The 21,811-nt window shown below is 43.1% G+C and carries 24 protein-coding genes and 1 pseudogene; 17 read left to right on the top strand and 8 right to left on the bottom strand.

The window, feature by feature from the left end; all coding sequences use genetic code 11:
• Positions 1–13 precede the first annotated feature (13 nt).
• The 4 genes from BMY16_RS14280 to BMY16_RS14265 all read right to left on the bottom strand — a co-directional run bounded on the left by BMY16_RS14280 (position 14) and on the right by BMY16_RS14265 (position 4,505).
• The gene (locus BMY16_RS14280; RefSeq protein WP_091843851.1) at positions 14–1,726 is read right to left on the bottom strand and encodes an Acyl-CoA dehydrogenase C-terminal domain-containing protein; all 1,713 of its coding nucleotides are present in this window, start codon (positions 1,724–1,726) and stop codon (positions 14–16) included.
• A gap of 2 nt (positions 1,727–1,728) precedes the next feature.
• Positions 1,729–2,751, bottom strand: coding sequence for an electron transfer flavoprotein subunit alpha/FixB family protein (locus tag BMY16_RS14275; RefSeq protein WP_091843847.1), 1,023 nt, complete (start codon positions 2,749–2,751; stop codon positions 1,729–1,731).
• A 5-nt stretch (positions 2,752–2,756) separates the two neighbouring features.
• Positions 2,757–3,641 carry an electron transfer flavoprotein subunit beta/FixA family protein gene (locus BMY16_RS14270; RefSeq protein ID WP_091843844.1) on the bottom strand — a complete coding sequence of 295 codons (885 nt, stop codon included), beginning with the start codon at positions 3,639–3,641 and terminating at the stop codon, positions 2,757–2,759.
• A 162-nt stretch (positions 3,642–3,803) separates the two neighbouring features.
• Entirely contained in the window at positions 3,804–4,505 is a 702-nt protein-coding gene (locus tag BMY16_RS14265; protein ID WP_091843842.1) for a DUF6935 domain-containing protein, read from the bottom strand.
• A gap of 114 nt (positions 4,506–4,619) precedes the next feature.
• On the opposite strand from BMY16_RS14265, the gene BMY16_RS14260 reads away from it, so the two are divergent.
• Positions 4,620–4,994 (top strand): DMT family protein, encoded by a 375-nt coding sequence (locus tag BMY16_RS14260; protein WP_091843839.1) that lies wholly within the window; start codon positions 4,620–4,622, stop codon positions 4,992–4,994.
• Between the two features lie 552 nt (positions 4,995–5,546).
• On the opposite strand, the gene BMY16_RS15615 is transcribed toward BMY16_RS14260, so the two are convergent.
• Together BMY16_RS15615 and BMY16_RS14255 are read right to left on the bottom strand one after the other, a co-directional pair.
• Positions 5,547–5,648, bottom strand: a complete 102-nt coding sequence (locus BMY16_RS15615; protein WP_170835979.1) for a smalltalk protein — start codon at positions 5,646–5,648, stop codon at positions 5,547–5,549.
• Positions 5,649–5,817: 169 nt separating this feature from the next.
• Positions 5,818–6,363 (bottom strand): HU family DNA-binding protein, encoded by a 546-nt coding sequence (locus tag BMY16_RS14255; RefSeq protein ID WP_139207245.1) that lies wholly within the window; start codon positions 6,361–6,363, stop codon positions 5,818–5,820.
• A gap of 261 nt (positions 6,364–6,624) precedes the next feature.
• Between BMY16_RS14255 and BMY16_RS16060 the strand changes: the two genes are divergently transcribed.
• From BMY16_RS16060 to BMY16_RS14210, 9 genes and pseudogenes are all read left to right on the top strand, one after another.
• Positions 6,625–6,822 (top strand): DUF4248 domain-containing protein, encoded by a 198-nt coding sequence (locus BMY16_RS16060; protein WP_091843833.1) that lies wholly within the window; start codon positions 6,625–6,627, stop codon positions 6,820–6,822.
• Positions 6,823–7,263: 441 nt separating this feature from the next.
• Positions 7,264–7,689 (top strand): LexA family protein, encoded by a 426-nt coding sequence (locus tag BMY16_RS14245; protein ID WP_091843830.1) that lies wholly within the window; start codon positions 7,264–7,266, stop codon positions 7,687–7,689.
• A 4-nt stretch (positions 7,690–7,693) separates the two neighbouring features.
• Entirely contained in the window at positions 7,694–9,064 is a 1,371-nt protein-coding gene (locus tag BMY16_RS14240; RefSeq protein WP_091843827.1) for a Y-family DNA polymerase, read from the top strand.
• 598 nt (positions 9,065–9,662) lie between these two features.
• A complete protein-coding gene (locus BMY16_RS14230; protein WP_091843822.1) occupies positions 9,663–10,112 on the top strand; it encodes a hypothetical protein in 450 nt (149 codons plus the stop codon).
• A gap of 17 nt (positions 10,113–10,129) precedes the next feature.
• A complete protein-coding gene (locus BMY16_RS14225) occupies positions 10,130–10,555 on the top strand; it encodes a hypothetical protein (protein WP_091843819.1) in 426 nt (141 codons plus the stop codon).
• A gap of 104 nt (positions 10,556–10,659) precedes the next feature.
• Positions 10,660–11,124, top strand: a complete 465-nt coding sequence (locus tag BMY16_RS14220; RefSeq protein WP_091843816.1) for a lipocalin-like domain-containing protein — start codon at positions 10,660–10,662, stop codon at positions 11,122–11,124.
• 9 nt (positions 11,125–11,133) lie between these two features.
• Positions 11,134–11,523: a lipocalin-like domain-containing protein gene (locus tag BMY16_RS14215; protein WP_091843813.1), complete on the top strand. Its 390-nt coding sequence runs from the start codon at positions 11,134–11,136 to the stop codon at positions 11,521–11,523.
• A gap of 503 nt (positions 11,524–12,026) precedes the next feature.
• Positions 12,027–12,170: a hypothetical protein gene (locus BMY16_RS15610; protein WP_170836127.1), complete on the top strand. Its 144-nt coding sequence runs from the start codon at positions 12,027–12,029 to the stop codon at positions 12,168–12,170.
• Positions 12,171–12,626: 456 nt separating this feature from the next.
• Positions 12,627–12,899: pseudogene (locus BMY16_RS14210) on the top strand (DNA-binding protein); the annotation flags it as partial.
• Between the two features lie 113 nt (positions 12,900–13,012).
• On the opposite strand, the gene BMY16_RS14205 reads toward BMY16_RS14210, so the two are convergent.
• Positions 13,013–13,498, bottom strand: a complete 486-nt coding sequence (locus BMY16_RS14205) for a hypothetical protein (RefSeq protein WP_091843810.1) — start codon at positions 13,496–13,498, stop codon at positions 13,013–13,015.
• Positions 13,499–13,888: 390 nt separating this feature from the next.
• Here BMY16_RS14205 and BMY16_RS15605 point away from each other — a divergent pair, with 390 nt between their 5' ends.
• Genes BMY16_RS15605 through BMY16_RS14195 form a run of 3 tightly spaced genes read left to right on the top strand, consistent with a single transcriptional unit; the run spans position 13,889 to position 15,520 of the window.
• Complete coding sequence (locus tag BMY16_RS15605; protein WP_170836126.1) at positions 13,889–14,035, top strand: hypothetical protein; 147 nt, start codon at positions 13,889–13,891, stop codon at positions 14,033–14,035.
• A 5-nt stretch (positions 14,036–14,040) separates the two neighbouring features.
• Positions 14,041–15,246, top strand: a complete 1,206-nt coding sequence (locus BMY16_RS14200; protein WP_091843808.1) for a hypothetical protein — start codon at positions 14,041–14,043, stop codon at positions 15,244–15,246.
• Positions 15,239–15,520, top strand: coding sequence for a PqqD family protein (locus BMY16_RS14195; protein WP_091843805.1), 282 nt, complete (start codon positions 15,239–15,241; stop codon positions 15,518–15,520). Before BMY16_RS14200 ends, BMY16_RS14195 begins: the two co-directional genes overlap by 8 nt.
• 88 nt (positions 15,521–15,608) lie before the next feature.
• Here BMY16_RS14195 and BMY16_RS14190 read toward each other — a convergent pair whose 3' ends face one another.
• Entirely contained in the window at positions 15,609–17,342 is a 1,734-nt protein-coding gene (locus BMY16_RS14190) for a hypothetical protein (RefSeq protein ID WP_139207244.1), read from the bottom strand.
• Positions 17,343–17,796: 454 nt separating this feature from the next.
• On the opposite strand from BMY16_RS14190, the gene BMY16_RS14180 reads away from it, so the two are divergent.
• The 4 genes from BMY16_RS14180 to BMY16_RS14165 form a co-directional block, all read left to right on the top strand.
• On the top strand, positions 17,797–18,546 hold the full coding sequence (locus BMY16_RS14180; RefSeq protein ID WP_091843797.1) for a YaaW family protein: 750 nt from the start codon (positions 17,797–17,799) through the stop codon (positions 18,544–18,546).
• Positions 18,547–18,583: 37 nt separating this feature from the next.
• Positions 18,584–18,709, top strand: coding sequence for a hypothetical protein (locus BMY16_RS14175; protein ID WP_091843795.1), 126 nt, complete (start codon positions 18,584–18,586; stop codon positions 18,707–18,709).
• 820 nt (positions 18,710–19,529) lie between these two features.
• The gene (locus BMY16_RS14170; RefSeq protein WP_091843792.1) at positions 19,530–20,390 is read left to right on the top strand and encodes a virulence RhuM family protein; all 861 of its coding nucleotides are present in this window, start codon (positions 19,530–19,532) and stop codon (positions 20,388–20,390) included.
• Positions 20,391–20,890: 500 nt separating this feature from the next.
• On the top strand, positions 20,891–21,811 hold a 921-nt coding region (locus tag BMY16_RS14165; protein WP_139207242.1), incomplete at its 3' end, for a hypothetical protein.

Genomic DNA, 21,811 nt, shown 5'->3' with positions numbered 1-21,811 from the left:
TACTTGATGCTTCTTATTCTGCAGCCTTGAAGCTCTCGAGGTCCTCCACCTGGAAGGCCTTGATGTAGGCTGACTTACCATATACATCCTCCTCCGTCATGCGAACATAGACGTTGGCGCTCTTCTCGAACATCTCAGGAGCCTTGGCAGCATCGCGGATGATGAGCAGGCTCATCACGAGCTCAGCCGTCATATCGTACAGACGACGAGCCAGGAAATCCTGTGCATCCTGATTCTCCAGAGCCTTCACGTTGGCAAGAGCCTCCTCGTAAACGGGGATGAGCTTCTCCACACGGGCCTTCAGGGCAGCATTAGCCTCTGCGGGCAGGGCAGCGAGCATATCCTTGATGTTGTTCAGCATCGTGCCGTTGGTGATATAACGGATGGCGGCCACCACCTGCAACTGGGTCGTACCCTCGTAGATAGAGAAGATACGGGCATCGCGGAACAGGCGCTGACTCTTATACTCCATGATGAAACCTGAACCACCGTGGATGCTGATGGCATCGTAGGCGTTCTGGTTGGCATACTCTGAGTTCATACCCTTAGCCAGTGGTGTGAAGGCATCAGCCAGACGCTGATACTTCTTCAGCTCCTGCTTCTCCTCAGCGGTGAGGGCACGATCGCGGGCAATATCCTCGAGGCACTTGTAGACGTCCACGTAGCAGGCTGTCTCGTAAAGGAGTGAACGACCAGCATCGAGCTTGGCCTTCATACGGGAGAGCATATCATATACAGCGGGGAAGTTGATGATCTTATCACCAAACTGCTGACGCTCCTTGGCGTAAGCCAGTCCCTCGTTGTAAGCCTCCTGCTCCACACCTACACTCTGTGCAGCGATACCCAGACGGGCACCGTTCATCAGGGCCATCACATACTTGATCAGTCCCAGACGGGTGCTACCGCAGAGCTCTGCCTTGGCGTTCTTATAGGTCAGCTCACAGGTGGGAGATCCATGGATACCCAGCTTGTGCTCGATGTGGCGCACGTTCACGCCACCCTGGCGCTTGTCGTAGATGAACATCGACAGACCACGTCCGTCCTTCGTGCCCTCCTCAGAGCGGGCCAGCACGAGGTGGATGTCTGAGTCACCGTTGGTGATGAAACGCTTCACACCGTTCAGGCGCCAGCAGTTCTCCTTCTCGTCGAAGGTGGCCTTCAGCATCACGCGCTGCAGGTCAGAACCGGCATCGGGCTCTGTGAGGTCCATACTCATACCCTCACCAGCGCAAACGCGTGGGATATACTTCTGGCGCTGCTCCTCGCTACCGAACTCATACAAGGTGTCGATACAGCTCTGCAAGCTCCAGATATTCTGGAAACCGGCATCAGCAGCCGAGATCATCTCACTCAGCATGGAGAAGATGGCGTTAGGCAGGTTCAAGCCGCCGTAACGACGGGGCATACTTACGCCCCACAGACCAGCCTTGCGGGTGGCGTCGAGGTTCTCGTAAGTCTTAGAGGCGTAGATCATACGTCCGTTCTCAAGGTGTGGACCTTCAAGGTCAACGCTCTCAGAGTTCGGCTCGATGATGTTGGCAGCCACGTCGCCGGTGATGTCGAGAATCTGCTTGTAGTTCTCGATGGCATCGCCCAGGTCAACGGGGGCGTAATCATATTCTTTCGCATCAGCGAAACCCTTTTCTTTCAGCTCAACGATACGAGCCATCAGGGGGTGGTTCAAGTAGAACCCGATCTCAGGATGATCGCTATAATAGTTTGCCATAATTACTTCGAATTTTGCTTATAGTATTTAATGAGTTTGGGAACTACCTCTTCCACAGTACCAACGATCACGTAGTCTGCAATCTTGTTGATAGGGGCATCGGGATCGCTGTTCACAGAGATGATGATACCAGAATCCTGCATACCAGCGATGTGCTGGATCTGTCCGGAGATACCGCAGGCGATATACACCTTCGGATGAACGGTGACACCGGTCTGACCAATCTGACGGTCGTGGTCGAGCCATCCAGCATCCACAGCGGCACGACTACCACCAACCTCACCATGCAGCACCTTGGCCAAGTCGAACAGCAGGTCGAAGTTCTCCTTCGAACCCATACCGTAACCACCAGCCACCACGATGGGCGCACCCTTCAGGTTGTGCTTGGCAGCCTCTACATGGTGGTCGAGCACCTTCACGACGAAAGCCTCAGGGCTTACATACTTACTTACCTCGGGATAAACCACCTCCTTCTTGCACTCACCCTCGTAGATAGCCTTCTGCATCACGCCAGAGCGGACGGTAGCCATCTGAGGACGGTGGTCGGGGTTCACGATGGTAGCCACGATGTTACCACCGAAGGCAGGACGAATCTGATAGAGCAGATTCTCATAGCTCTTACCCTCCTTCTTATCCTCATACGGACCGATCTCCAGTTCTGTGCAGTCAGCAGTCAGACCAGAGGTCAGCGATGACGATACACGGGGACCGAGGTCACGACCAATTACGGTAGCACCCATCAGACAGATCTGAGGCTGCTCCTCCTTGAAGAGGTTCACGAGGATATCCGTGTGGGGCGCTGAGGTGTAGGGGAACAGGTCCTTAGCGTCGAACACAAACAGCTTGTCGACACCATAAGGCAGAATCTGATCCTCCACCTTGCCCTTGATGTCTGTACCAGCCACCACGGCGTGGAGCTCCACACCTAATGTATTGGCGAGCTTGCGACCCTTGGTCAGCAGCTCCTGAGATACTTCCTGTACCTGAGTACCTTCTATTTCGCAATATACAAAAACATTATTCATATCTCTTAACCAATAATCTTCTCTTCCAACAATTCTTTGATCATTCCCTCGATATCAGCATCTGAAGCCGTCAAAGTTTTCGACTCCTTAGCCTGGAACACGATGTTCTTGATGGCCTTCACCTTCGTGGGCGAACCATTCAGACCACACTGCATCACGTCGCCATCTACATCAGCCACGCTCCACTGGTTCAGGTTCAGCTCGGGACGCTCCTCATACAGATAATCGTAGGGAGTACCCTCAGCCGGACGCTCCATGGGGCAGGTAGCACGCTTGTACTTCATCACCAGCTTGGCGTTCTGGGGGCGGCAGGGGGCAGCACTTCCGTTCACGGTAATCACTACGGGCAGGGGAGCCTCTACGGTCTCCACACCTCCGTCGATCACACGCTTCACGGTAACCTTCTTAACTCCATTAACTTCCTTAACTTCTTTAACTTCTTCAACATAAGTTACCTGGTTCAGACCCAGCTTCTGGGCCACCTGAGGACCAACCTGGGCGGTATCACCGTCGATAGCCTGACGACCACCAATCACGATGTCCACATCGCCAATCTTCTTGATGGCCGTAGCCAGTGCGTAAGAGGTAGCAAGGGTATCGGCACCTGCGAACAGACGGTCGGTGAGCAACCAACCGGTATCAGCGCCACGATAAAGTCCCTGACGGATAATCTCACCTGCACGTGGAGGACCCATCGTGAGGATTCCTACTGTTGAGCCTGGATTCTGCTCCTTCAAGCGAAGGGCCTGCTCCAAGGCGTTCAAATCTTCTGGATTGAAGATGGCGGGTAGGGCAGCGCGGTTAACGGTTCCTTCAGCCGTCATGGCGTCCTTACCCACGTTACGGGTGTCTGGCACTTGCTTGGCCAGAACAACAATCTTTAAAGCCATATTATTAATAATGTGTAAAAATGATATCCTTTTTCCAAAATCGGCTGCAAAGGTAGTCATTTTTGTGCATATGGCAAAATAAATTGCACAAAATCAGCCAAATTGTGCACACTTTGGCTGTTTTGTGCAATTAGTTTTGGGCTTAATTGATGATTATCAAGCCTATTCGAGTCCCTGCCACCTTCCTTGGATGGTCTTACACTGTGTGTATAATGAAGGACAATTGAAAATCTGATAGAGTGGCTGGTTAGGCTGTCGGATAATCTCCACGGAGCGCTGTTCTGTGTCCCAGCCCTTACCCATCACATAGACATACATCACGCGTCCCGACCCTGAGATCTGCATCTCCTGATGCTTGTTCACGCTGGCCTTCATCTCCACCGTATAGGGGCGTTGCGGCCTGTAGCCGTTCTGCGGTGTGGCTCCCTTCAGCACAGCGGCAGGCAGGTAGCGCTGGTTGTAACTGTCGTTCTCAGGGGCATAGGCCGACGTACCATACTTATCCTTCAGGCGCGAGATGACGGAGTTCACGTTCGAGGGGTAGTTGATCAGTTCGATACACTGCTTGCCCACCTCGCGGTCTCTGCCGTAGATCTCCATCGCCATCACCATCATGGCAGCCGTACCGTGAGGGGTCTTGCCTAGAAACTGCTTATAGACCGTCTCAAACTCCTCATAGTCTGAGGGAACATTGGTAAACGTCACCACGCCTGTGGCCTTCTTGTCATAGTGTTTGGCCGTGAGCGTGCCCTTCTGGGTGTAGGTGTGTCCACCGTAAGTCCAGGTCTTCAGCTCTGCCTGGGCCATGGTCTGCAGACAGAATGCCATCAGCAGCCATGCACTGCAAAATAGAATCTTCTTCATATTGGTTCTTGGTTTTATTAATCCGTGGGTACAAAGTTACGATAATATTTTGAAAATAAATGCGAATTCAAAAAAAATGTGTACCTTTGCAGCCAATTTCTAAAGCGTGGAAGTATGACTAACGGAATTTATACGATTGTGCTGCTCATCATGAGCAATGTGTTTATGACCTTCGCCTGGTATGGCCATCTGCGCCTCCAGCAGTCAGGCATCTCCTCCAACTGGCCCCTCTATCTGGTCATCGCCTTCTCGTGGATGATTGCCTTCTTCGAATACTGCTGTCAGGTACCTGCCAACCGTATCGGGTTCATCGACAACGGAGGTCCCTTCAACCTCGTGCAGCTCAAGGTCATCCAGGAGTGTATCTCACTGGTGGTCTTCGCCGTCATCGCCAACGTCATCTTCCAGCACGAGCAGCTCCACTGGAACCATGCCGCCGCCGCCCTCTGCCTCGTCGCCGCCGTCTACTTCGTCTTCATGAAACCATAGCGCCTCCCTCTAATCTGTCATCCCGAGGCGCCCCCCGTTTCTTGTCATTCCGAGCGCTCTTCCCTTTGTCATCTCGACCGCTCCCCGTTTCTTGTCATTCCGAGCGCCTTTCCCTTTGTCATCTCGACCGCCCTTCCCTTTGTCATCTCGACCGAACGGAGTGAGTGGAGAGATCTCTCCATGCGCTTCGCTCAGTCGAGATGACAATGGAGGGGAATGCTCGAGAAAACCTAAATAAATATTAATTTATTTGGTATTCTGCTCGATTTGCACTACCTTTGCACCCGCTTAAGCGAAAATCGACGTACTGGGGAAGGCGAATCTCAGTTATTGTAGAAATAATTTGCCCCTCCTAGGGGTGTAAGTATATCATTTTAAAAGATTTTAATGATTAAAGTTTATGGTTTTTGCCCATCGTGATGATGCGCCCCCTATAGTTTTTTATAAAAAAATTTTGAAATATTCCTCTGTCACTGTGAAGTGGTGGGGGATTTTTTGTACTAAAACAGGGCGCCTGAACTTAATCAGACACCCCGTTTCCTTTGTCATCGTCTACATACCCATGCACGAGGTTGCGCCCAGTGCCGTGAGTACGGCCGTGATCACCGACGCTATGATCTGCAGCGTCCACTTCAGAGTTTCTCTCTTTGACATAAATTCCTCCTTTCTGCCTTAATGTTCTACATCATTGTCATCTCGAGCGCCCTTTTGTCATCTCGAGCGTCCTTTTGTCATCTCGAGCGAAGTCGAGAGATCTCTCCATGCGCTCCGCTTAGTCGAGATGACAATTGGTAAAGGCGTTCGGTCGAGATGACAGACTCGCTCACTCGCCGTTTCCAGGCGATGCGGTGGCGACTGCGAACGAGCTGATGGGAATCTTCTCCTGATAGGTTCGCTCCTTGCCATCGACGACCTTCTTCTTCGACTCCACCACGTAGGCGGCCTTGAAGGTACACTCGTCCTTCAGCGCGCGCGAGGTTAGCTTCTCGCCCTTCGAGTTCTCGGGGACGAAGCGCAGGTGTACGCCTCCAATCAGGTTGTCGAGTCCGAGCGCCAACGACTGTTCTACGGTGTCCTGGGCCTTTCGGCCCGCGGTCTCAATGGTGGGGGCGAACGTTCCGAAGCCATCAAGCTTCACGGGCTGACCTTGGATTATCATCTCCTTCAGACACGCCACGATGTTCTGCAATACGAGCACTGCCATCGGATAATCTACGAGCTTTCCGTGCTCTGCGAGATGTTTTGCGAAACCCTTCAGGTTCAGGGATTCCTTGCTGTCTACCTCAGGGAAATACTTCCCGTAAGAAGAGCTGTACTGATTCTTGTTCTTCCGGAGATTCACCGGAAATGCAATTACTTCACTTGCCATTTTTGTTTGTTCCTTTCTTTTTTAAGTTTTTAAATAGTTTGTTTGTTCTCTCATGTCAATTTGGATCCTTTTGACGATGCAAAGTTACGAAATATTTTGCAATCTATCAAACATAATTATTGCTTGAAAGTACTTATGAGTAATTACGAGTACTTATTAGTACTTATACCAAATAATTTGCGCTTTTCTTTTGGTAATCTCACCGATTTTTAGTACCTTTGCAGTGCTTTTTAGAAAAACAACCAATCTTATCTATCTATTATGCAAACATCAACCACTATGGGGCGCATGGAACTCGCCCAACTCTACTTTCCTTACATCCAACCACGTTCAGCATGGCAGAAGCTTAAGCCACTGCTCAGTGACGATCCTGTTCTGGCACACTTGGTAAAGTTACGCCGACGGACGTTTCTTCCAAACGAGGTCTCCATGATCTACCAACACCTAGGGCGCCCATAAGGGTGCCCTTCTTCGGTCCCTGAGCTTGTCGAAGGGTGTCGAAATGTTTACCCGTAGTAAACCAAAGGTTTACATGGAGTAAACTCCTACTTTAGTCGGAGTAAAGTAAAAATCCACGCGGTTACGCGGTTACGCGGTTTCATTTTGTTTTTCCGATTTTCAGCCCAGCTCCGAGAAGAGGGAGAGAAGAAGAAGGGAGAGATTCAAAACATCTATATTATTTATTATATATTATATATTAATTTATTATATATTATAATATATAATAAATCTATAAGACCCTTTTCACACCCAAATACCAAACTACGAAATCCAAAATGAAACCGTGTAACCGCGTAACCGCGTGGAGAAATTGATAAAGATAGTTAAAGTTTCAGGGCTGTACCGACCTTTGGTACAGCCCTTTTATTATATTTGCAGCGTGAAAAGAATGATAATGACATGAAACTGATAAAAGGAGAATTCAAAGAGAGGCTGGATCTGCTGTTTGCACCGTCCATCAAGGCAGGGTTCCCATCGTCAGCAGATGATTATCTGCGAGACAGCCTCGACTTCAACAGGGATATGATCAAGCATCCCGAGGCTACCTTCTATGGGAGGGTGGATGGCGACAGCATGATCGACTTGAGCATCGCAGAGGGCGACATCGTGGTCATCGACCGTGCCTTAGAGGCGGAGCATGGCGACATTGTGGTTTCGTATATCAATGGCGAATTCAATGTGAAGCTCTTAGACCTCACCCATAAGAAGGAGGGCTATATCGAGTTGAGGTCGGCCAATCCCAAGTACCCCTCCTTCCGCATCGACGAGTGTGACAACTTCGAGGTGTGGGGCGTGGTGGTATGGACCATCAAGAAGTGGAAATAGCCCCATGTACGGCATCATCGACTGTGACAACTGCTACGTATCGTGCGAGCGTGTGTTCCGTCCAGACTTGGAGGGAAAGCCCGTTGTGGTGCTAAGCAACAACGATGGCTGTGTGGTGGCTCGGAGCAATGAGGCCAAGGCGCTGGGCGTCAAGGAGGGCACACCTTATTTCATATTGGCAGAGCAGTTTGGCAATGAAAAGATAGCCGTATTCAGCAGCAACTATGAGCTGTATGGCGACCTGACGGGCCGTGTGGTAAGCATCATCGGCAAAGAAGCGCCAGCCTACTTCCGCTACTCCATCGACGAGTGTTTCGTCTATCTCGACGGCATGGATCACCTCAACCGATGGAGCAGCGAGAACAAAGCGGAACTTGATCCAGCTTTGTCGAGTCGCGAAAGAGGAAGAGCAGAGCTCAACCTGCAGCGATGGGGCGAGCACCTGCATAAGAAGATCAGGAAGTGGGTGGGGATGCCCGTCAGCATCGGCCTTGCACCCAACAAGACCCTCGCCAAGATTGCCTCGAAGCTGGCCAAGAAATACCCCGACTACAGGCACTGCTGCATCATCGACTGCGACGAGAACCGCATAGCTGCCCTGAAATGGTTGCCCGTAGATGATGTGTGGGGCATAGGCAGACGGTATGCCGAGAAGCTGCACGCCCTGGGCTGTCAGACGGCCTACGACTTTGCCCAGCATCATAAGACATGGGTTCGCCAGACCTTCAACAATATCAATATCGTCAGAACCTGGCAGGAGCTGAATGGCGAGGATTGCGTGCCCAATGAAGAGCTGGCCAAGAAGAAAAGCATCTGCACCAGCAGGTCGTTTAATGGCATGATCAGCGACAAGGACACCCTCAGGACGCATATCTCCAACTATGCCAGCCGCTGTGCCGAGAAGCTGAGAAGACAGGATACGGTGGCCTCCATCGTGGGTGTGTTTGTCAGCAGCAACCCCTTCAGGGAAGATCTGCTGCAATACTGGAAATACGACGAGGAGAGGCTCATCACCCCTTCCAGCTCCACCATCTCCATTGTCCAGGCGGCAGGCGAGGTGCTGGACAGGATATTCGTTCAGGGCGTGCAATACAAGCGGGGCGGGGTGATCGTCATGGGCATTGCTCCCAACAACCCCATCCAGCAAGACCTCTTCGATGTGGATGCCGAGCAGATCCAGAAGCTGAGCAGACTCGACCAGGTGGTCGACCGTCTCAACAAATGCTACGGCTCCGAGACCATCGTCATCGGCGCCCAGCAATACACCCAGCCTGGCGGGAAGGGCAAGGCCGATGTCTTCTCCAACGCCATGAAACAAGACCACAAGAGCAAGAACCCCACCACCCGCTGGAGCGACATCATCAAGCTGAAGTAGATGACATTTTCAACTAGTCATTGGATATGAGGCACCTGGGTTGAATGATTTTTCTCCATTGATATTTGTATAATTCCAAAACTTTTCGTACTTTTGCCATCAGTACAACGAATTAAAGCGGAGTTCAATCTCTAAAATAGTTTGGTAGGGCATCAGTAATGGTGCTCTACCTTATATTTTTAAGTGGATTTTTCGTTTTGTAGGGCTTAAATATTAAAAATTTCACAAAATTTAAGCATAATCCATTGTTATATGAAATAATATGCGTACTTTTACAACGAGTTTCAAGTACCCTACGTGTAGGAGTGCGTTTTAATGGCTCAACATAGGAAAAGAGCGATTGATATTATCCTTCCTCAGAAACGTGGAAATTTCTAATCAGCAAGGGTAATGGCAATATGCTCACGTTTGGGATTATTGTACCCATTTATGGGAATGATATACCTCAATGCGTGGGCTATTGCTTCATTATTAGCTGATAGGTAATCCACGACCTCTGGGGTGATAGCAAGTAATAGTCCCACGTTCTTTAATCTATTAACCGCTGGCTTCTTGGGATTGGTTGGCATGAATATTACTAATTAAATAAAACAAATTTATGAAAACAATTAGATTATTTGGATTAATAATGCTCACAGCCTTGGTGTTTTCTGGCTGTAGTAAAAGTGATGATGATAATAGTGAAAAAATGCGTGCCAATGCCAAAGGAATTTATTTATATGGACCCGAAAATAAAGAAATTGACCTTTTTCTATGGATAAATAACGATGTTGTGCTATTTCTCAGTGATCAAGAAGAATATCTTAATTTAAATGATTGGAATTTAGATCCATATGCTTATCATCCGCTCACTAAGGAAACACTCTATCAAATAGTATGTGAAGAATACGGTTTAACAATGGAAGATCTTGCTCAGTATAAATCTTATTATAAAGAGGATTGGCCTGAGATAAGAATGGGTGAAAGAAATTTGTCAAAGTACAAATACATTGTGAATTATTATCATGATATTATCCTGTTTAACAGAACATCAAGTGTAAATTATTAGTTAAATTTTGAACTGAAATGAAAAATATTAGATTAGTGGGAATGGCTTTATTGGCCTTATTTATGAGTGTTAGTTTTTCCGCTTGCGGAGGTAGTGATGATGATGAACCTCAGCCCTCGTCTAATCCCCTCATAGGCACATGGGAGATGACGGATATTGATGGAGATGATTACATTTTGGAATTCAAAGCAGATGGGACTTTCTACCAAGCAGAATTTTATGGTAAAACAGAAAAAGTGAAGATTTCTTATAAAGGCACATATAAGATTCTATCTGTAAGTGGTAATACATATGAAGTTTCTTTTATTTCAAAAGAAAAGCAGAAAATGAGTGGAGAAATCGTAACTGACAACGAAACAGTAACAAGATTTGTCACTCTCTCTGATAATAATAATACACTGGCTATTTCAGGATCAAGTGACATTTGGAAAAGGAAGAAGTAACATTTTGAGTTTTTGGTAAGGTTGAAACATCAACAAGTAACAGGGAACGGTTTTGTTACATCTATGTGTTGGCATTAATATTACTAATTAAATAAAACAGAGTTATGAAAACATTAAGATTTATTGGAGTTGCACTTTTTACAGTGCTTATTAGTGTTGGTTTCTCTTCATGTAGTAAGAGTGATGATGACAATGGTGGAGGTGACACATCTGCTTCGATTGAAGGTACTTGGTACTCTACTTCACAAACATGGTACAAATGGGATAAGGAGAAAAATGCTCCCAATTATTCTGATTCATACACGATTAATGAAAAAGAAACGTTTATTTTTACCAAAAACGGAGATGGCTATAAGTTGAGATATATTCATCCAGAAAAAGGTAGCAATGGTAAAACTACAGAAACTGTGTTAGATTTAGTCCCCTATGGGAATAATGATTATAAAGCAGGGAATAATCGCATTGTCTTTAAATCTATCAAGAACAATTCTTCAGAATTAGAGTGGTGGGATGGTTACTATCGTAACAGTGGTCCAAGTGAATATGGAATTGTTAATCTAACCAAATAATTTGAAGCAATGAAAACAATTAGATTCCTTAGAGTTGCACTTCTTACAGTGCTTATGAGTGTTGGTTTCTCTGCTTGCGGAGGTAGTGATGATGATAATGGCGATTCTTCATCTAACCCTCTTGTGGGAACTTGGAGAGCAGAGTATGATGAGAGAGGGGAGCTACGATATTGTGAGTTTACCTTCAATGCAAACTTTACATGGTCAATGGTAGATTATAGAAAAGATAAGGAAAAACCCAGCAATCCTGATAATAGTGGGACATATGTAATAAAGGATAATACTATTACGATAACCGACTCTAAAGGATACGTTGATACAAGTAGATTTACAATCACTGATGGCAATAAATTAGTGTTTTTAGATGGCGAACTCTTTACCTACTATAAAATTAAGTAAAGAAACGTCATTCTAATGATTATGTAGATGGGCACATTAGTATGGGCATATTACCGATAATATAATTCAAATAATAAGAAAATCAAAGGGTAGCACCACAGTTTGCTACCCTTTATTATTGCATATAAGTCCATTCCGATTAGTTATCCACATATCGTTACAAATGGCTTGGAGTATCAAAATAAATAGTAGCTTATGTATGGCTCTGGTGATAAAGAGTACGATTACATGCGAGGAATTGACCCAGCTTCTGAAGATGATATGGAGAATCATGATGACGAGTGGTGGAATTATTAAATAATGGAGGATTAGCTTATGTTTCAAGGAGCAATAATTGTTTTCTGCCTTTTAATTATTTTTTTGGCTTGGGCAATAATGCCTTGGTGGTTCCTGCCAGTGACGATTACTTATTTCATCATTGTGGAACTCTTTAGAAAGCGTAAGTTTTGAATGAATTATATATTTGGGTTTATAACAGTCACTAGGATAGGCGTATGGGGCATATGGCAAAACTATTGAAGGTATTGAAGAAGATCTGTCTAGGTTTGAAAAAGAAATCAAAGTCAGAACAACAGGAAATACCGTTCTTCCAACGCAACAGAACATTGGAGGAAATCAAGGCAGATCTGCGCAGGTTCGCCCATTGAACGCATAGTCATGGATGGTACCTGGGTATAGGTGCTAGTTCCCCAAAGATAAATAAAGAACGAGGCTTGCATCCCTGCAGGCCTCGTTCTCGTTCAAACAAATCAACTTAATATGAAAAAGAAAAACTACTAACTAAATAACTAAAACCAAAAGCAATATAAAAAAATTATCTGATGCAAAGGTAAGGCGATTTTGGGCTAATCCCAAAGGATTAACCGATTTCTTCGTTCGTTTGTTGCGACAGGGTAGGTGATTTGCGACAAAGGGGCAGAAGGGGCTTTGTTTTTGTCGGAAGGGCAACGCGTGGGATGACAAACTTCACTCGAGATTAAAAATAAAAGCATTTTTTTTTGTATTCTTCTCACTTATACGTATCTTTGCACCCAACAAGAATGTTGAACTCTAAATTTGATAGTATGCAAAGCATTGAATCTGGCAACAAAGGAGAGATTGTGATGTACCAACCGGATGAAACCATTCGGCTGGAAGTACGAGTTGAGAATGAGACTGTGTGGCTGACACAAGCACAAATCTCATCGCTATTCCAAAGGGAACGTTCTGTAATTACAAGACACATTAACAATGTCTTTAAAGAAGGGGAATTGGAAAAAGAAAGCAATGTGCATTTTTTACACATTGCAAATTCTGATAAACCAGTCCAATATTATAGCTTAGATGTCATTATATCAGTCGGGTATCGTGTCAAATCACTAAATGGTACTAAATTTAGTTGATCAGAGGGACAGGTCATTGATTTCTTTCCATAAAAACTTGCGAATTACATTATTTATATGTATCTTTGCAGCGAAATAAAAGATCAATGACCTGTCCCCTTGATCGACTATTTTATTATTATTGCTTGAATCTGACATATACCTCTCCAGTTCTTTGTAGAATTCAGGAATCCGCCATAACCATCATAGCCGTCGTATGTTGAACCAGGAATCACATGATAGACAGAACCATCGGAAAGAAAACATGTGGAAAATTGCGAACTAGGAGCAAAGGGGAATACTACATATAATGACTCGTTTGAACTCACCCATTCCCCTTGAACAATATTCAAGAACATAGGATTGCTTGCGACGTATTCATGTAACCATGATGGTAGATCCTTCATTTTAACAGGCAGCCATGGGACTGTTATCTGGAAAAACCGAAGAGAGTCAGAATAGGATGAGGTTTCTTTTAGCAAATATTTAGTACCATTATTTAATTCCACAATCTCACCATCATATTCCTCCTGAGAATCATCACCACTACAGCCTGCCAGCATAGTAGTCAGCAGAAATATGGGGAATATAGCTAATAACCTTTTCATCATCATTCTATGTTAATTATTGGTTTCGCGATAGTCATGGTGCAAATATAATGGTTTTTATTGAGATTAGCAAATAATTGAGGGATTTTTTTAGTCGCTGGGACAGGTACTTGGGTATAACGGCTCCTATGACTCAGGTACCTGTCCCAGTGACTAAAATTTAATCGATGGTAAACGGACAAATCAACCTCATAAGGGTATAAATATATTCCGAACAAAAGATGGAAAGACTATGAAGGTGATCGATCGATAAATCGTCAGACACAGGGATGTTGATGGGCTCTTATTTGAAATATTGTTAAACCCAGCCTATAGGAATTAATATATCATAAAGTCTTTTTCATATATTGATTCTTTTTTTTATATTTGCAGATGATTATTAAATTATAAAAGAAGATGAAGAAAGAATATAAAGGCATTAGTGTAAATGCGGTAAAAGTCAATTTGGGAAGTCCTATTGCGGATTCATACGAGGGGTCATATGCAGAACAATGCTCTCAAGAATGGCAAGAAAGTCATCGATACGACAGAGATGACGATTGAGGTCTATGAAAATTGACATCGGCAGAGAAAAGTATTTCGAAATAGCGAACTTATCCTTTAATATAAGCAATAGGTGTCCCTTTTGCTTATTATTACCTTCGTTCACCCCCTTTGAAATTGCTAAAGAACAGAATGTAGATTTTCATCTATCCATTGCAGTAGATGACCAAGAATCTATAATGCAGGAAAACCAATTGGTTACACATTTTAGCACTTCTTTTGGTAATGTTAATGTGTACATAAATAAAACTGGTTATCTTTATGAAATAACTAATAATATAGAATCCCTTGGCGTTATTTATGCAAATCAGAATAATGATAATGCGCAATTAATCTTGCACACAACTGATTGTTTAAAATGTCAGCAACTGGCAAGTTCTTCTGTTTTCATGTTGTATGCTTTAAATTCTGTCAAAAAAGAGTCTTTAATTATTCACGCTTCAGTTTCAATATTAAATGACGAAGCATACATTTTTTATGGTCCTAGTGGTGTTGGAAAAAGTACGTTATCTGATAATCTATGTGCTTTTTTCCCTGAGGCATGGATCCTGAATGATGACAATCCTGTAATCTTTGTTAATTCAGAAGGCTATGTGTGTGTTAGCGGATCACCTTGGAGCGGAAAACGAAGATTCTACATCAATAAATCATATATTGTTAAAGGGTTTTTCTCAATAAAACAACATAAGAGAAATAAATTGATATTACTTGATAATAGAACGTTTCTTCAAGAAATCATGCCATCGTGCTGTCGAAATGCATTTAACTCTGTTGATATTTTGGATTTTGTAGACTTTGTTTACGATATTGTCACGAAAACACGCGGCTATATTTATTTCACACAGGATTCTTTGGATGCAGCAGAATACTTGAAGAACAAAATTAGCGAAAAGCATCTAACTAATCAACAATTCCTTTCACTTGTTATGTTTGCTTTTAGTAATAATTGTAATGTTCGATTCGTTGTGAATGGGAATAGTATGTATCCGACTTTTAAACATGATAAAACGAAAGTAATCATATCAAATAAAATAGATAAAATACGTGTAGGCGATATTATTCTTGCAAAATATCAAAACAGATGTATCTTGCATAGGGTTATGAAAATCAATATTGATAAAGTTACGACAAAAGGAGATGGCAACAAATCAACGGAAACAATAAAGTTGAGTGATATAATTGGAATGGTAAAATACTGGGAAGATGAATAAGTATTATTTTAGTCATGACGTTCTTTTACATCAGATGAAAGATGAATTTGTTTTTTTTAAGATAATAAACAATATCATAGATATTTCTGAAATTGTCTTCGTTTCTGACATTGTAGCAAATTTCTACAAATACAATCGAGATAGCATCTTTACGATTGATGAATTTACTAATTTTATATGTTCTGAATATGAAGTATCGTTTTCTACAGCAAAAAGAGACGTAGAAGACATTGTTAGCAAGTTAGAAGAAACAAAAATTATAATTTGCGAATAGCTGATAACAACAACATAATTGATAAGGAGTGGATAATATAAAATGTCATCCATATTTATTGCTGCTTAACAGCATTCTCTTCAATAATTTAATCCAAATAATAAAATGGACTGGATAACTCTTCTATCTCTTTCTCTGTCAGATTCTCATTTCCAGATTGATCCATCTCTACAAATTTTTGCACGATTTCCGTTTCTTTATCCTTCGTGACGGTAATGCCTTTATATTCACCTCTTTTTATCAATTCAGTATCTATATATACTGCCTTGCTATCAATGGAAAGATAGTACTTGATATTATAGGTGTTATCGGTATTTTTCCATATAGCCTTGTATATTCCAACGGACTGATTGAAATCTACATAATACAGACTGCCATCTAACTTGCCTTCAACATCAGCCTTGGACATCTTATAAAAGAATTTATGTTTCCCTTGTTCGTCTCGTTCATATGATCCAACATATATATAATCTGGAGTGATGGCAACCATGGAACGGAAGAAAGTATAATCAGCTGCACTAACACGCTCATGGTTTTTCCAAGTTTTGGCAAGTTCTTGGCTCTTATTGTTGTCAACACGTGTAAGTTTCTTAAATCTAAATAGATTATTTCGGAACTTAAGTGACTTCAACTCAATACTCTCAACAACTTTTTTTTCTGCCTTACATTTAACTGGCACATGAAGTTCTACATCCAACTCGTCTATCCGATTGATATCAATTTTATTTCCCTTAAATAGTTCCATTACATTAGAAGCTTCCCTTATATTAAAGATGTGACTATCATAGTCAGCTATAAGTGTGAACTTCGTATATTCAATGCTCTTCTGGCTAAAAGAGAGAAATTTATACATCAAGCAATAATCGCCTGTTTCACGAATACTCCAATACGAGCCGTAGTCGTCTTCCCACACTCCCTGAATGTCGTATGCATCACAGAACTGTCGATGACCAAATAATAGACTATCGTTAATGTCTGTTAGTGATGATGGGCTTAATTCTGATGACAATTCGTCTATGATTTTATGGAGCGACACAATCAAAGAATACTTTGTCATTTGCAGCGTACCGTCTTCTATCTGATTATGTATAGTCGAAAGTGTATATGATTCGGTTGTGATACTAACCTTATTATGATAGTCACGTATGAATTGGAGCATAACGGAAAAAGAATCCTTAATGCTATAACTACCTGGAGACTTTCCATATTCGGGAAGCGCACCAAGAATAATAAGTATCAGAATGCCAATGTCTGCAGAATCCCATATAATAAGCTCTTCATCTTCATTAATGCCCAAATAATGGTCAATAAGTCTGATGCATATTTCGTGTGTTCTGTCTTTGAACTTCCTAGGCGATCTTGTCAAGCTCCCTTTCTGCATCTTATAAAGTAGCCAAGTGAGTTTATATTTATCAAGCACTTCCTCTAAATTAACGTCTGAATCGGCACTTTTCCTTGCGTCTTTATCAAGAAGGGAAAAAGTTCTGTCAAAGGCTTTCAACTTATCCGTTGCTTTTTTTAATAAGACATCGGCTTTATCCTTAGGCGCTTTAATATCTGATGGTGTAACGAAATAATTATGACCATTCAATAGCAACCGATATTCGTTTTCCAGCTGATAGCCATCTACAGAATCATAGAGATTCATTTCAGAACCATATGCATTTAGGCCTGTCTTTATGTCAAGACCTATCACTTTCCGAAAATCACTTTTTGAATTATGCAATAGTAAGCATTGCTCAACATCATGCAGTCTATGCTCCATTACAGTTTCGCACAGCTCATATAGCTTTTGGCAGAGGTCCACTTGATTTTTGCTCATCTTTTTCCGTATTATAATACGCAATTTTGCTCGAAGTAATTTTTCTGCTGCAAAGATAGCAAAAAAAACTTGTATTCATTGCTAGTAAGCGATAATTTTGCAATCAGAAAATCTGGAATAGTTCTGGATTAAGAAATAAAAGATGAAGAATATGGAGAAATGAAGGATCGGTTTAAGATTCAAATCTGGATACTTAACCAGTTGCTGACAAGTGGTGGTATGACGTATCAAGAATTGAGAAGTAAATGGAGTGAATGCTCACTGAACGACAAAAAGAGCATTTTGGCAAAGAGAACGTTTGAGACATACAGACGTGAAATTGAAGAGACCTTCGACATAGACATTATATGTGACGCATCTCGCAATTATCAATATCGGGTTGATCGTATTGACGATATCATAAATGATAAAATAAAAATTTGGTTATTAAGCTTAAACTTTTAAAAATAAAATTATGGATCAAAACTTATTTTTTCTGCATAATGCAGACAGTAGCGACCTTAAGGTTGAAGTTGATTACCTGACAAAGGACAAGGATGGTAACTTTAGATGGACGGAAAATCTGTCAACGACAGAGAACTACAAGTTGTATTATCCTGACAGATTGCAGTTGATGGCGGAAGATATCACTGAGGAACTGCAACGCTATGGTGGTAATACATTCATGAACATGCTGAGAGGACATGGTGTAGAGTATCGTGAGTTGCTAATTGATGTTTGTAAGAAGATGAAGGTCAACTTCAACAAGAAGGCTTCAATCGAAATGATAGAGTACAATCTTCTTCAGAAGATATTGTTGGATTCTCTGGAGAATATGTCAACAGAGGAAATGAAAAAACTCCTGGACGAGATGAACATCCCAAACCAAGGTTTTGGCAAACAAGCTTTCATCGCGGCTTTACAGATGGCGATAAAGAGAGGTGGCTTCTCTTCCTACAAGATGGCTGTTATTGTAGCTAATGCAGTTAGCAGAGCATTATTAGGCAGAGGTTTGACAATAGCTTCGAACGCAGCATTGACTCGCTGGTTAAGCATTTTTGCAGGCCCTATAGGATGGAGCGTAACTGCAATTTGGACAGCCATTGATATTGCTGGTCCGGCTTATAGAGTGACTATTCCCGCTGTGGTTCAGATCGCTTATATGCGTATCAAGATGAACAGCGAAAACGCTGATACGATGTCAGATGATGAATCTGAAGATTAAAATTCAAAAAAGTATTAACAATTTAATTTTTCTAATTATGACAACAGAATGTCCAAAATGTGGCATGGAAAATGCCTATCACAATGGTGTTTGTTATGTGTGTCCCGATTGTGATTATGAATGGGACGATGAACTCGACATCTATGATGACGAAGATTATTAGTAGTTGTTTTGTTCTCTGGACTCATGGGGACAGTCTCGTGGGTCGTAAAACGCACTTAAGCCTCGCAACTCTGCGAGGCTTAAGTGTAATTTCCACCTAAAGTTCCCAAGAATTGGCTGGAACTATTGGAAAGCATCAGTAATCATCTGCGTGGGCACACCTATTATTATTTATTCAAGTTTCGCAAGTTCCTAACTTGCCAGTTTTAATTGATAAAGTTCAACGAAATGACTGAGTTTGTCCGACCGATTCAAGAGCGTATCGAAGATTTCCTCATCCTCGATATTGAAGCACTCTGCAATCATGCGGACTACCTTATTAGTCGTAGGGACATCTGGGTATACCCAAGAATCTGTCCCCATGACTACTTTTCAATATCAGGCGCAAAGATAAGCCTTTTTATTCATACTTCCAAATTTTTCTGGTAGAATTTGAATTTATCCCGCATGCCCCAGGTGCCTCCCCAAAGACAAGAAATAAAGAACGAGGCCTGCATCCCTGCAGGCCTCGTTCTCGTTCTAACAAACAAATCAACTCAATATGAAAAAGAAAATCACTAACTAAATAACTAAAACCAAAAGCAATATGAATCAAAACTGATTCAAAGATACGGGGATTTGGGGCTAATCCCAAAGGATTAACCGATTTCCTCATTCGTTTGTTGCGACAGGGTAGGTGATTTGCGACAAAGGGGCGGAAAGGGCTTTGGTTTTGTCGGAAAGAGAATAAAAAGTGAAGATTTTGGCGAATAGATTTTGTTGTGTCAGGGATTATTATTACCTTTGTCCCCAACAAAGTGTTGAACTCTAAATTTGATAGTATGCAAAGCATTGAATCTGGCATCAAAGGTGAGATTGTGATGTACCAACCGGATGAAACCATTCGGCTGGAAGTACGAGTTGAGAATGAGACTGTGTGGCTGACACAAGCACAAATCTCATCGCTATTCCAAAGGGAACGTTCTGTAATTACAAGACACATTAACAATGTCTTTAAAGAAGGGGAATTGGAAAAAGAAAGCAATGTGCATTTTTTACACATTGCAAATTCTGATAAACCAGTCCAATATTATAGTTTAGATGTCATTATATCAGTCGGGTATCGTGTCAAATCACTAAATGGTACTAAATTTAGAAAATGGGCTAATGGCGTCTTAAAACATTATTTGTTGAAAGGGTATGCAATAAATCAAAGAATGTTTGACATTGAGCAGAAAGTGGTTGAACAAGGAATGGAAATAACTGAAATAAAGAAAAAGGTCGATTTCTTCGTCCGCTCATCCCTGCCTCCTGTTGAGGGCATCTTCTACGATGGACAGATATTCGATGCCTATGTACAGATCGTGAACCTTATCAAACAGGCCCATCGTTCCATAGTTCTTGTAGACAACTATGTTGATGAGACCACGCTCATGATGCTCAGTAAGCGGAATGCCAATGTGTCTGCCACTATCTACACCAAACAGACCGCCGAGCAGTTCCGATTAGACGTGCAGCGCCATAACCAGCAGTACCCGCCCATCGCAGTCAATATCTGCCAGCGGAATCATGATCGCTTCCTGATTATTGATGATGTGGTCTACATCTTTGGCGCATCATTGAAGGACGCAGGCAAGAAACTCTTCGCCTACATCAAGATGCAAGAGACTTCGGCTGACGAGCTGTTAAGCAGAATCAGATAAAGAAGATACGAAATAAAGGCCTATTTATTATTAGATGATTGTTGGTATCCCTCTGTCGTTGTGAAACGATGGGGGGATTTTTTTAACTTTGATAGGCTTTTGTTTGGTACTTTGAAAGATATTCATTAATTTTGCAGGCGATATCATAAGATATCAAGACATATTGAGTTTCGGTCGCTCTTGAAACGCATCTAAATTACCACAAAAAGAATAACAATTGATAGGACGACTGCCAAACTCAAGTTCCAAATCACGTGGGGCTTGGGATGGGCAGTTAATTTGTTATGGGCTGTGGTAGGCCCGATGCGTTTTCTGCGTTTGATCACCCCACGTGTGTTGGGAAACTGAGAGATATTAAACCGATTGTGTAACCCTCTAAAACTATAGGAGGACATTATGCGACATAGACAGTAAACAAAACCATTCATTTCCACCGGGAGCGGGCTCTTGGGTGGAAGCAACATCTAAACTTAATTATTTTCAACTAAAATACAAAATCTATGATTATTCAACTATTACCGGGAGCCGACTGGCTCCAACCTGCGGGGACTGATTGCACAGCGTGCAGCGGTTCCCAAATGTGTCGGCAGACACTCAGAAGTGAGATCCTTACTCTCATCGAGGCGTTGAACACCTACAATGAGCAGCAGACGGACGACGACGATTTTCAGACTGCTTACAAGGCGCTGTTCTTCGCCAGATGCATGGAAGGCATCAAGAATGACCTGACCACACATCTGGCCAATCTGGAGAAGAGAGACTTTGAGGAGTTGCTCAGCCCTGACTTTTTTCAGATCATGAAGGGAGTCCAGTGGCTGAAGGACACCAGACTGGAGGCGGAACTGCTGGCGATGAAAGATGTGGCCCTGAAAGCTTTCGGCATCGATGAAGAGGTGGACGGCCACCCGACCAAGACCGCTGCCGACCTCTATCTTTGGATGGAGCAGAACATCAAGGAGATAAGCTCGCTGTTCAGAGCCATCAGGAAGATAACCGCCCAGCTGCCGCCAGAGAGCTTTGCGGCATCCTATGAAAAGCAATGCATGAAGATAGACATGGAGCCGCTGCAGGAATTCTATAATGATATGATGATGAGCGTTGGCAAGCCGACATTCAATAGACTGCAGGCTTTCCGTACTAGGGTGGTGGCGGATTTCATCAATCTGGGTGTGATGAGATTTGCTCTTGATTCCGTAACAAAAGAAATAAATGAGGTGGATTTCGAGCGGGTGAAGGGAGAATTGCCACCTGGTTATGAGTTCCTGACTGACTTCAATGTGCATTGTGCCGTTTTCAGGAGGATGAGTCGATGGGAAGGTCTTTACCTGATCATCGACAAAGAGGACTATGGGAAGTATGTTTGTCTGCACATGTCGAAGATGAAGGTGGCTGAACTGTTGGAGTTCTACAAGGTGGAGAAG

Origin of the sequence: Prevotella sp. ne3005, from assembly GCF_900110085.1 — a bacterium.
In the GTDB taxonomy this organism is placed as follows: Bacteria; Bacteroidota; Bacteroidia; order Bacteroidales; family Bacteroidaceae; genus Prevotella.
Note: the sequence above shows the minus strand (reverse complement) of the source record. Positions and strands in the feature narration are given on the sequence as shown.

What these genes read in the sequence shown, in the direction of transcription:
- BMY16_RS14190 (WP_139207244.1), bottom strand. Translation starts at nt 17,342, where the DNA reads ATGAGCAAAAATCAAGTGGACCTCTGCCAAAAGCTATATGAGCTGTGC.
- BMY16_RS14275 (WP_091843847.1), bottom strand. Translation starts at nt 2,751, where the DNA reads ATGAATAATGTTTTTGTATATTGCGAAATAGAAGGTACTCAGGTACAG.
- BMY16_RS15610 (WP_170836127.1), top strand. Translation starts at nt 12,027, where the DNA reads ATGGCAAAACTATTGAAGGTATTGAAGAAGATCTGTCTAGGTTTGAAA.
- BMY16_RS15615 (WP_170835979.1), bottom strand. Translation starts at nt 5,648, where the DNA reads ATGTCAAAGAGAGAAACTCTGAAGTGGACGCTGCAGATCATAGCGTCG.
- BMY16_RS14260 (WP_091843839.1), top strand. Translation starts at nt 4,620, where the DNA reads ATGACTAACGGAATTTATACGATTGTGCTGCTCATCATGAGCAATGTG.
- BMY16_RS14195 (WP_091843805.1), top strand. Translation starts at nt 15,239, where the DNA reads ATGAATAAGTATTATTTTAGTCATGACGTTCTTTTACATCAGATGAAA.
- BMY16_RS14215 (WP_091843813.1), top strand. Translation starts at nt 11,134, where the DNA reads ATGAAAACAATTAGATTCCTTAGAGTTGCACTTCTTACAGTGCTTATG.
- BMY16_RS14240 (WP_091843827.1), top strand. Translation starts at nt 7,694, where the DNA reads ATGTACGGCATCATCGACTGTGACAACTGCTACGTATCGTGCGAGCGT.
- BMY16_RS14170 (WP_091843792.1), top strand. Translation starts at nt 19,530, where the DNA reads ATGCAAAGCATTGAATCTGGCATCAAAGGTGAGATTGTGATGTACCAA.
- BMY16_RS16060 (WP_091843833.1), top strand. Translation starts at nt 6,625, where the DNA reads ATGCAAACATCAACCACTATGGGGCGCATGGAACTCGCCCAACTCTAC.
- BMY16_RS14205 (WP_091843810.1), bottom strand. Translation starts at nt 13,498, where the DNA reads ATGATGATGAAAAGGTTATTAGCTATATTCCCCATATTTCTGCTGACT.
- BMY16_RS14175 (WP_091843795.1), top strand. Translation starts at nt 18,584, where the DNA reads ATGACAACAGAATGTCCAAAATGTGGCATGGAAAATGCCTATCACAAT.
- BMY16_RS14225 (WP_091843819.1), top strand. Translation starts at nt 10,130, where the DNA reads ATGAAAAATATTAGATTAGTGGGAATGGCTTTATTGGCCTTATTTATG.
- BMY16_RS14200 (WP_091843808.1), top strand. Translation starts at nt 14,041, where the DNA reads ATGAAAATTGACATCGGCAGAGAAAAGTATTTCGAAATAGCGAACTTA.
- BMY16_RS14265 (WP_091843842.1), bottom strand. Translation starts at nt 4,505, where the DNA reads ATGAAGAAGATTCTATTTTGCAGTGCATGGCTGCTGATGGCATTCTGT.
- BMY16_RS14280 (WP_091843851.1), bottom strand. Translation starts at nt 1,726, where the DNA reads ATGGCAAACTATTATAGCGATCATCCTGAGATCGGGTTCTACTTGAAC.
- BMY16_RS14230 (WP_091843822.1), top strand. Translation starts at nt 9,663, where the DNA reads ATGAAAACAATTAGATTATTTGGATTAATAATGCTCACAGCCTTGGTG.
- BMY16_RS15605 (WP_170836126.1), top strand. Translation starts at nt 13,889, where the DNA reads ATGAAGAAAGAATATAAAGGCATTAGTGTAAATGCGGTAAAAGTCAAT.
- BMY16_RS14255 (WP_139207245.1), bottom strand. Translation starts at nt 6,363, where the DNA reads ATGGCAAGTGAAGTAATTGCATTTCCGGTGAATCTCCGGAAGAACAAG.
- BMY16_RS14180 (WP_091843797.1), top strand. Translation starts at nt 17,797, where the DNA reads ATGGATCAAAACTTATTTTTTCTGCATAATGCAGACAGTAGCGACCTT.
- BMY16_RS14220 (WP_091843816.1), top strand. Translation starts at nt 10,660, where the DNA reads ATGAAAACATTAAGATTTATTGGAGTTGCACTTTTTACAGTGCTTATT.
- BMY16_RS14245 (WP_091843830.1), top strand. Translation starts at nt 7,264, where the DNA reads ATGAAACTGATAAAAGGAGAATTCAAAGAGAGGCTGGATCTGCTGTTT.
- BMY16_RS14270 (WP_091843844.1), bottom strand. Translation starts at nt 3,641, where the DNA reads ATGGCTTTAAAGATTGTTGTTCTGGCCAAGCAAGTGCCAGACACCCGT.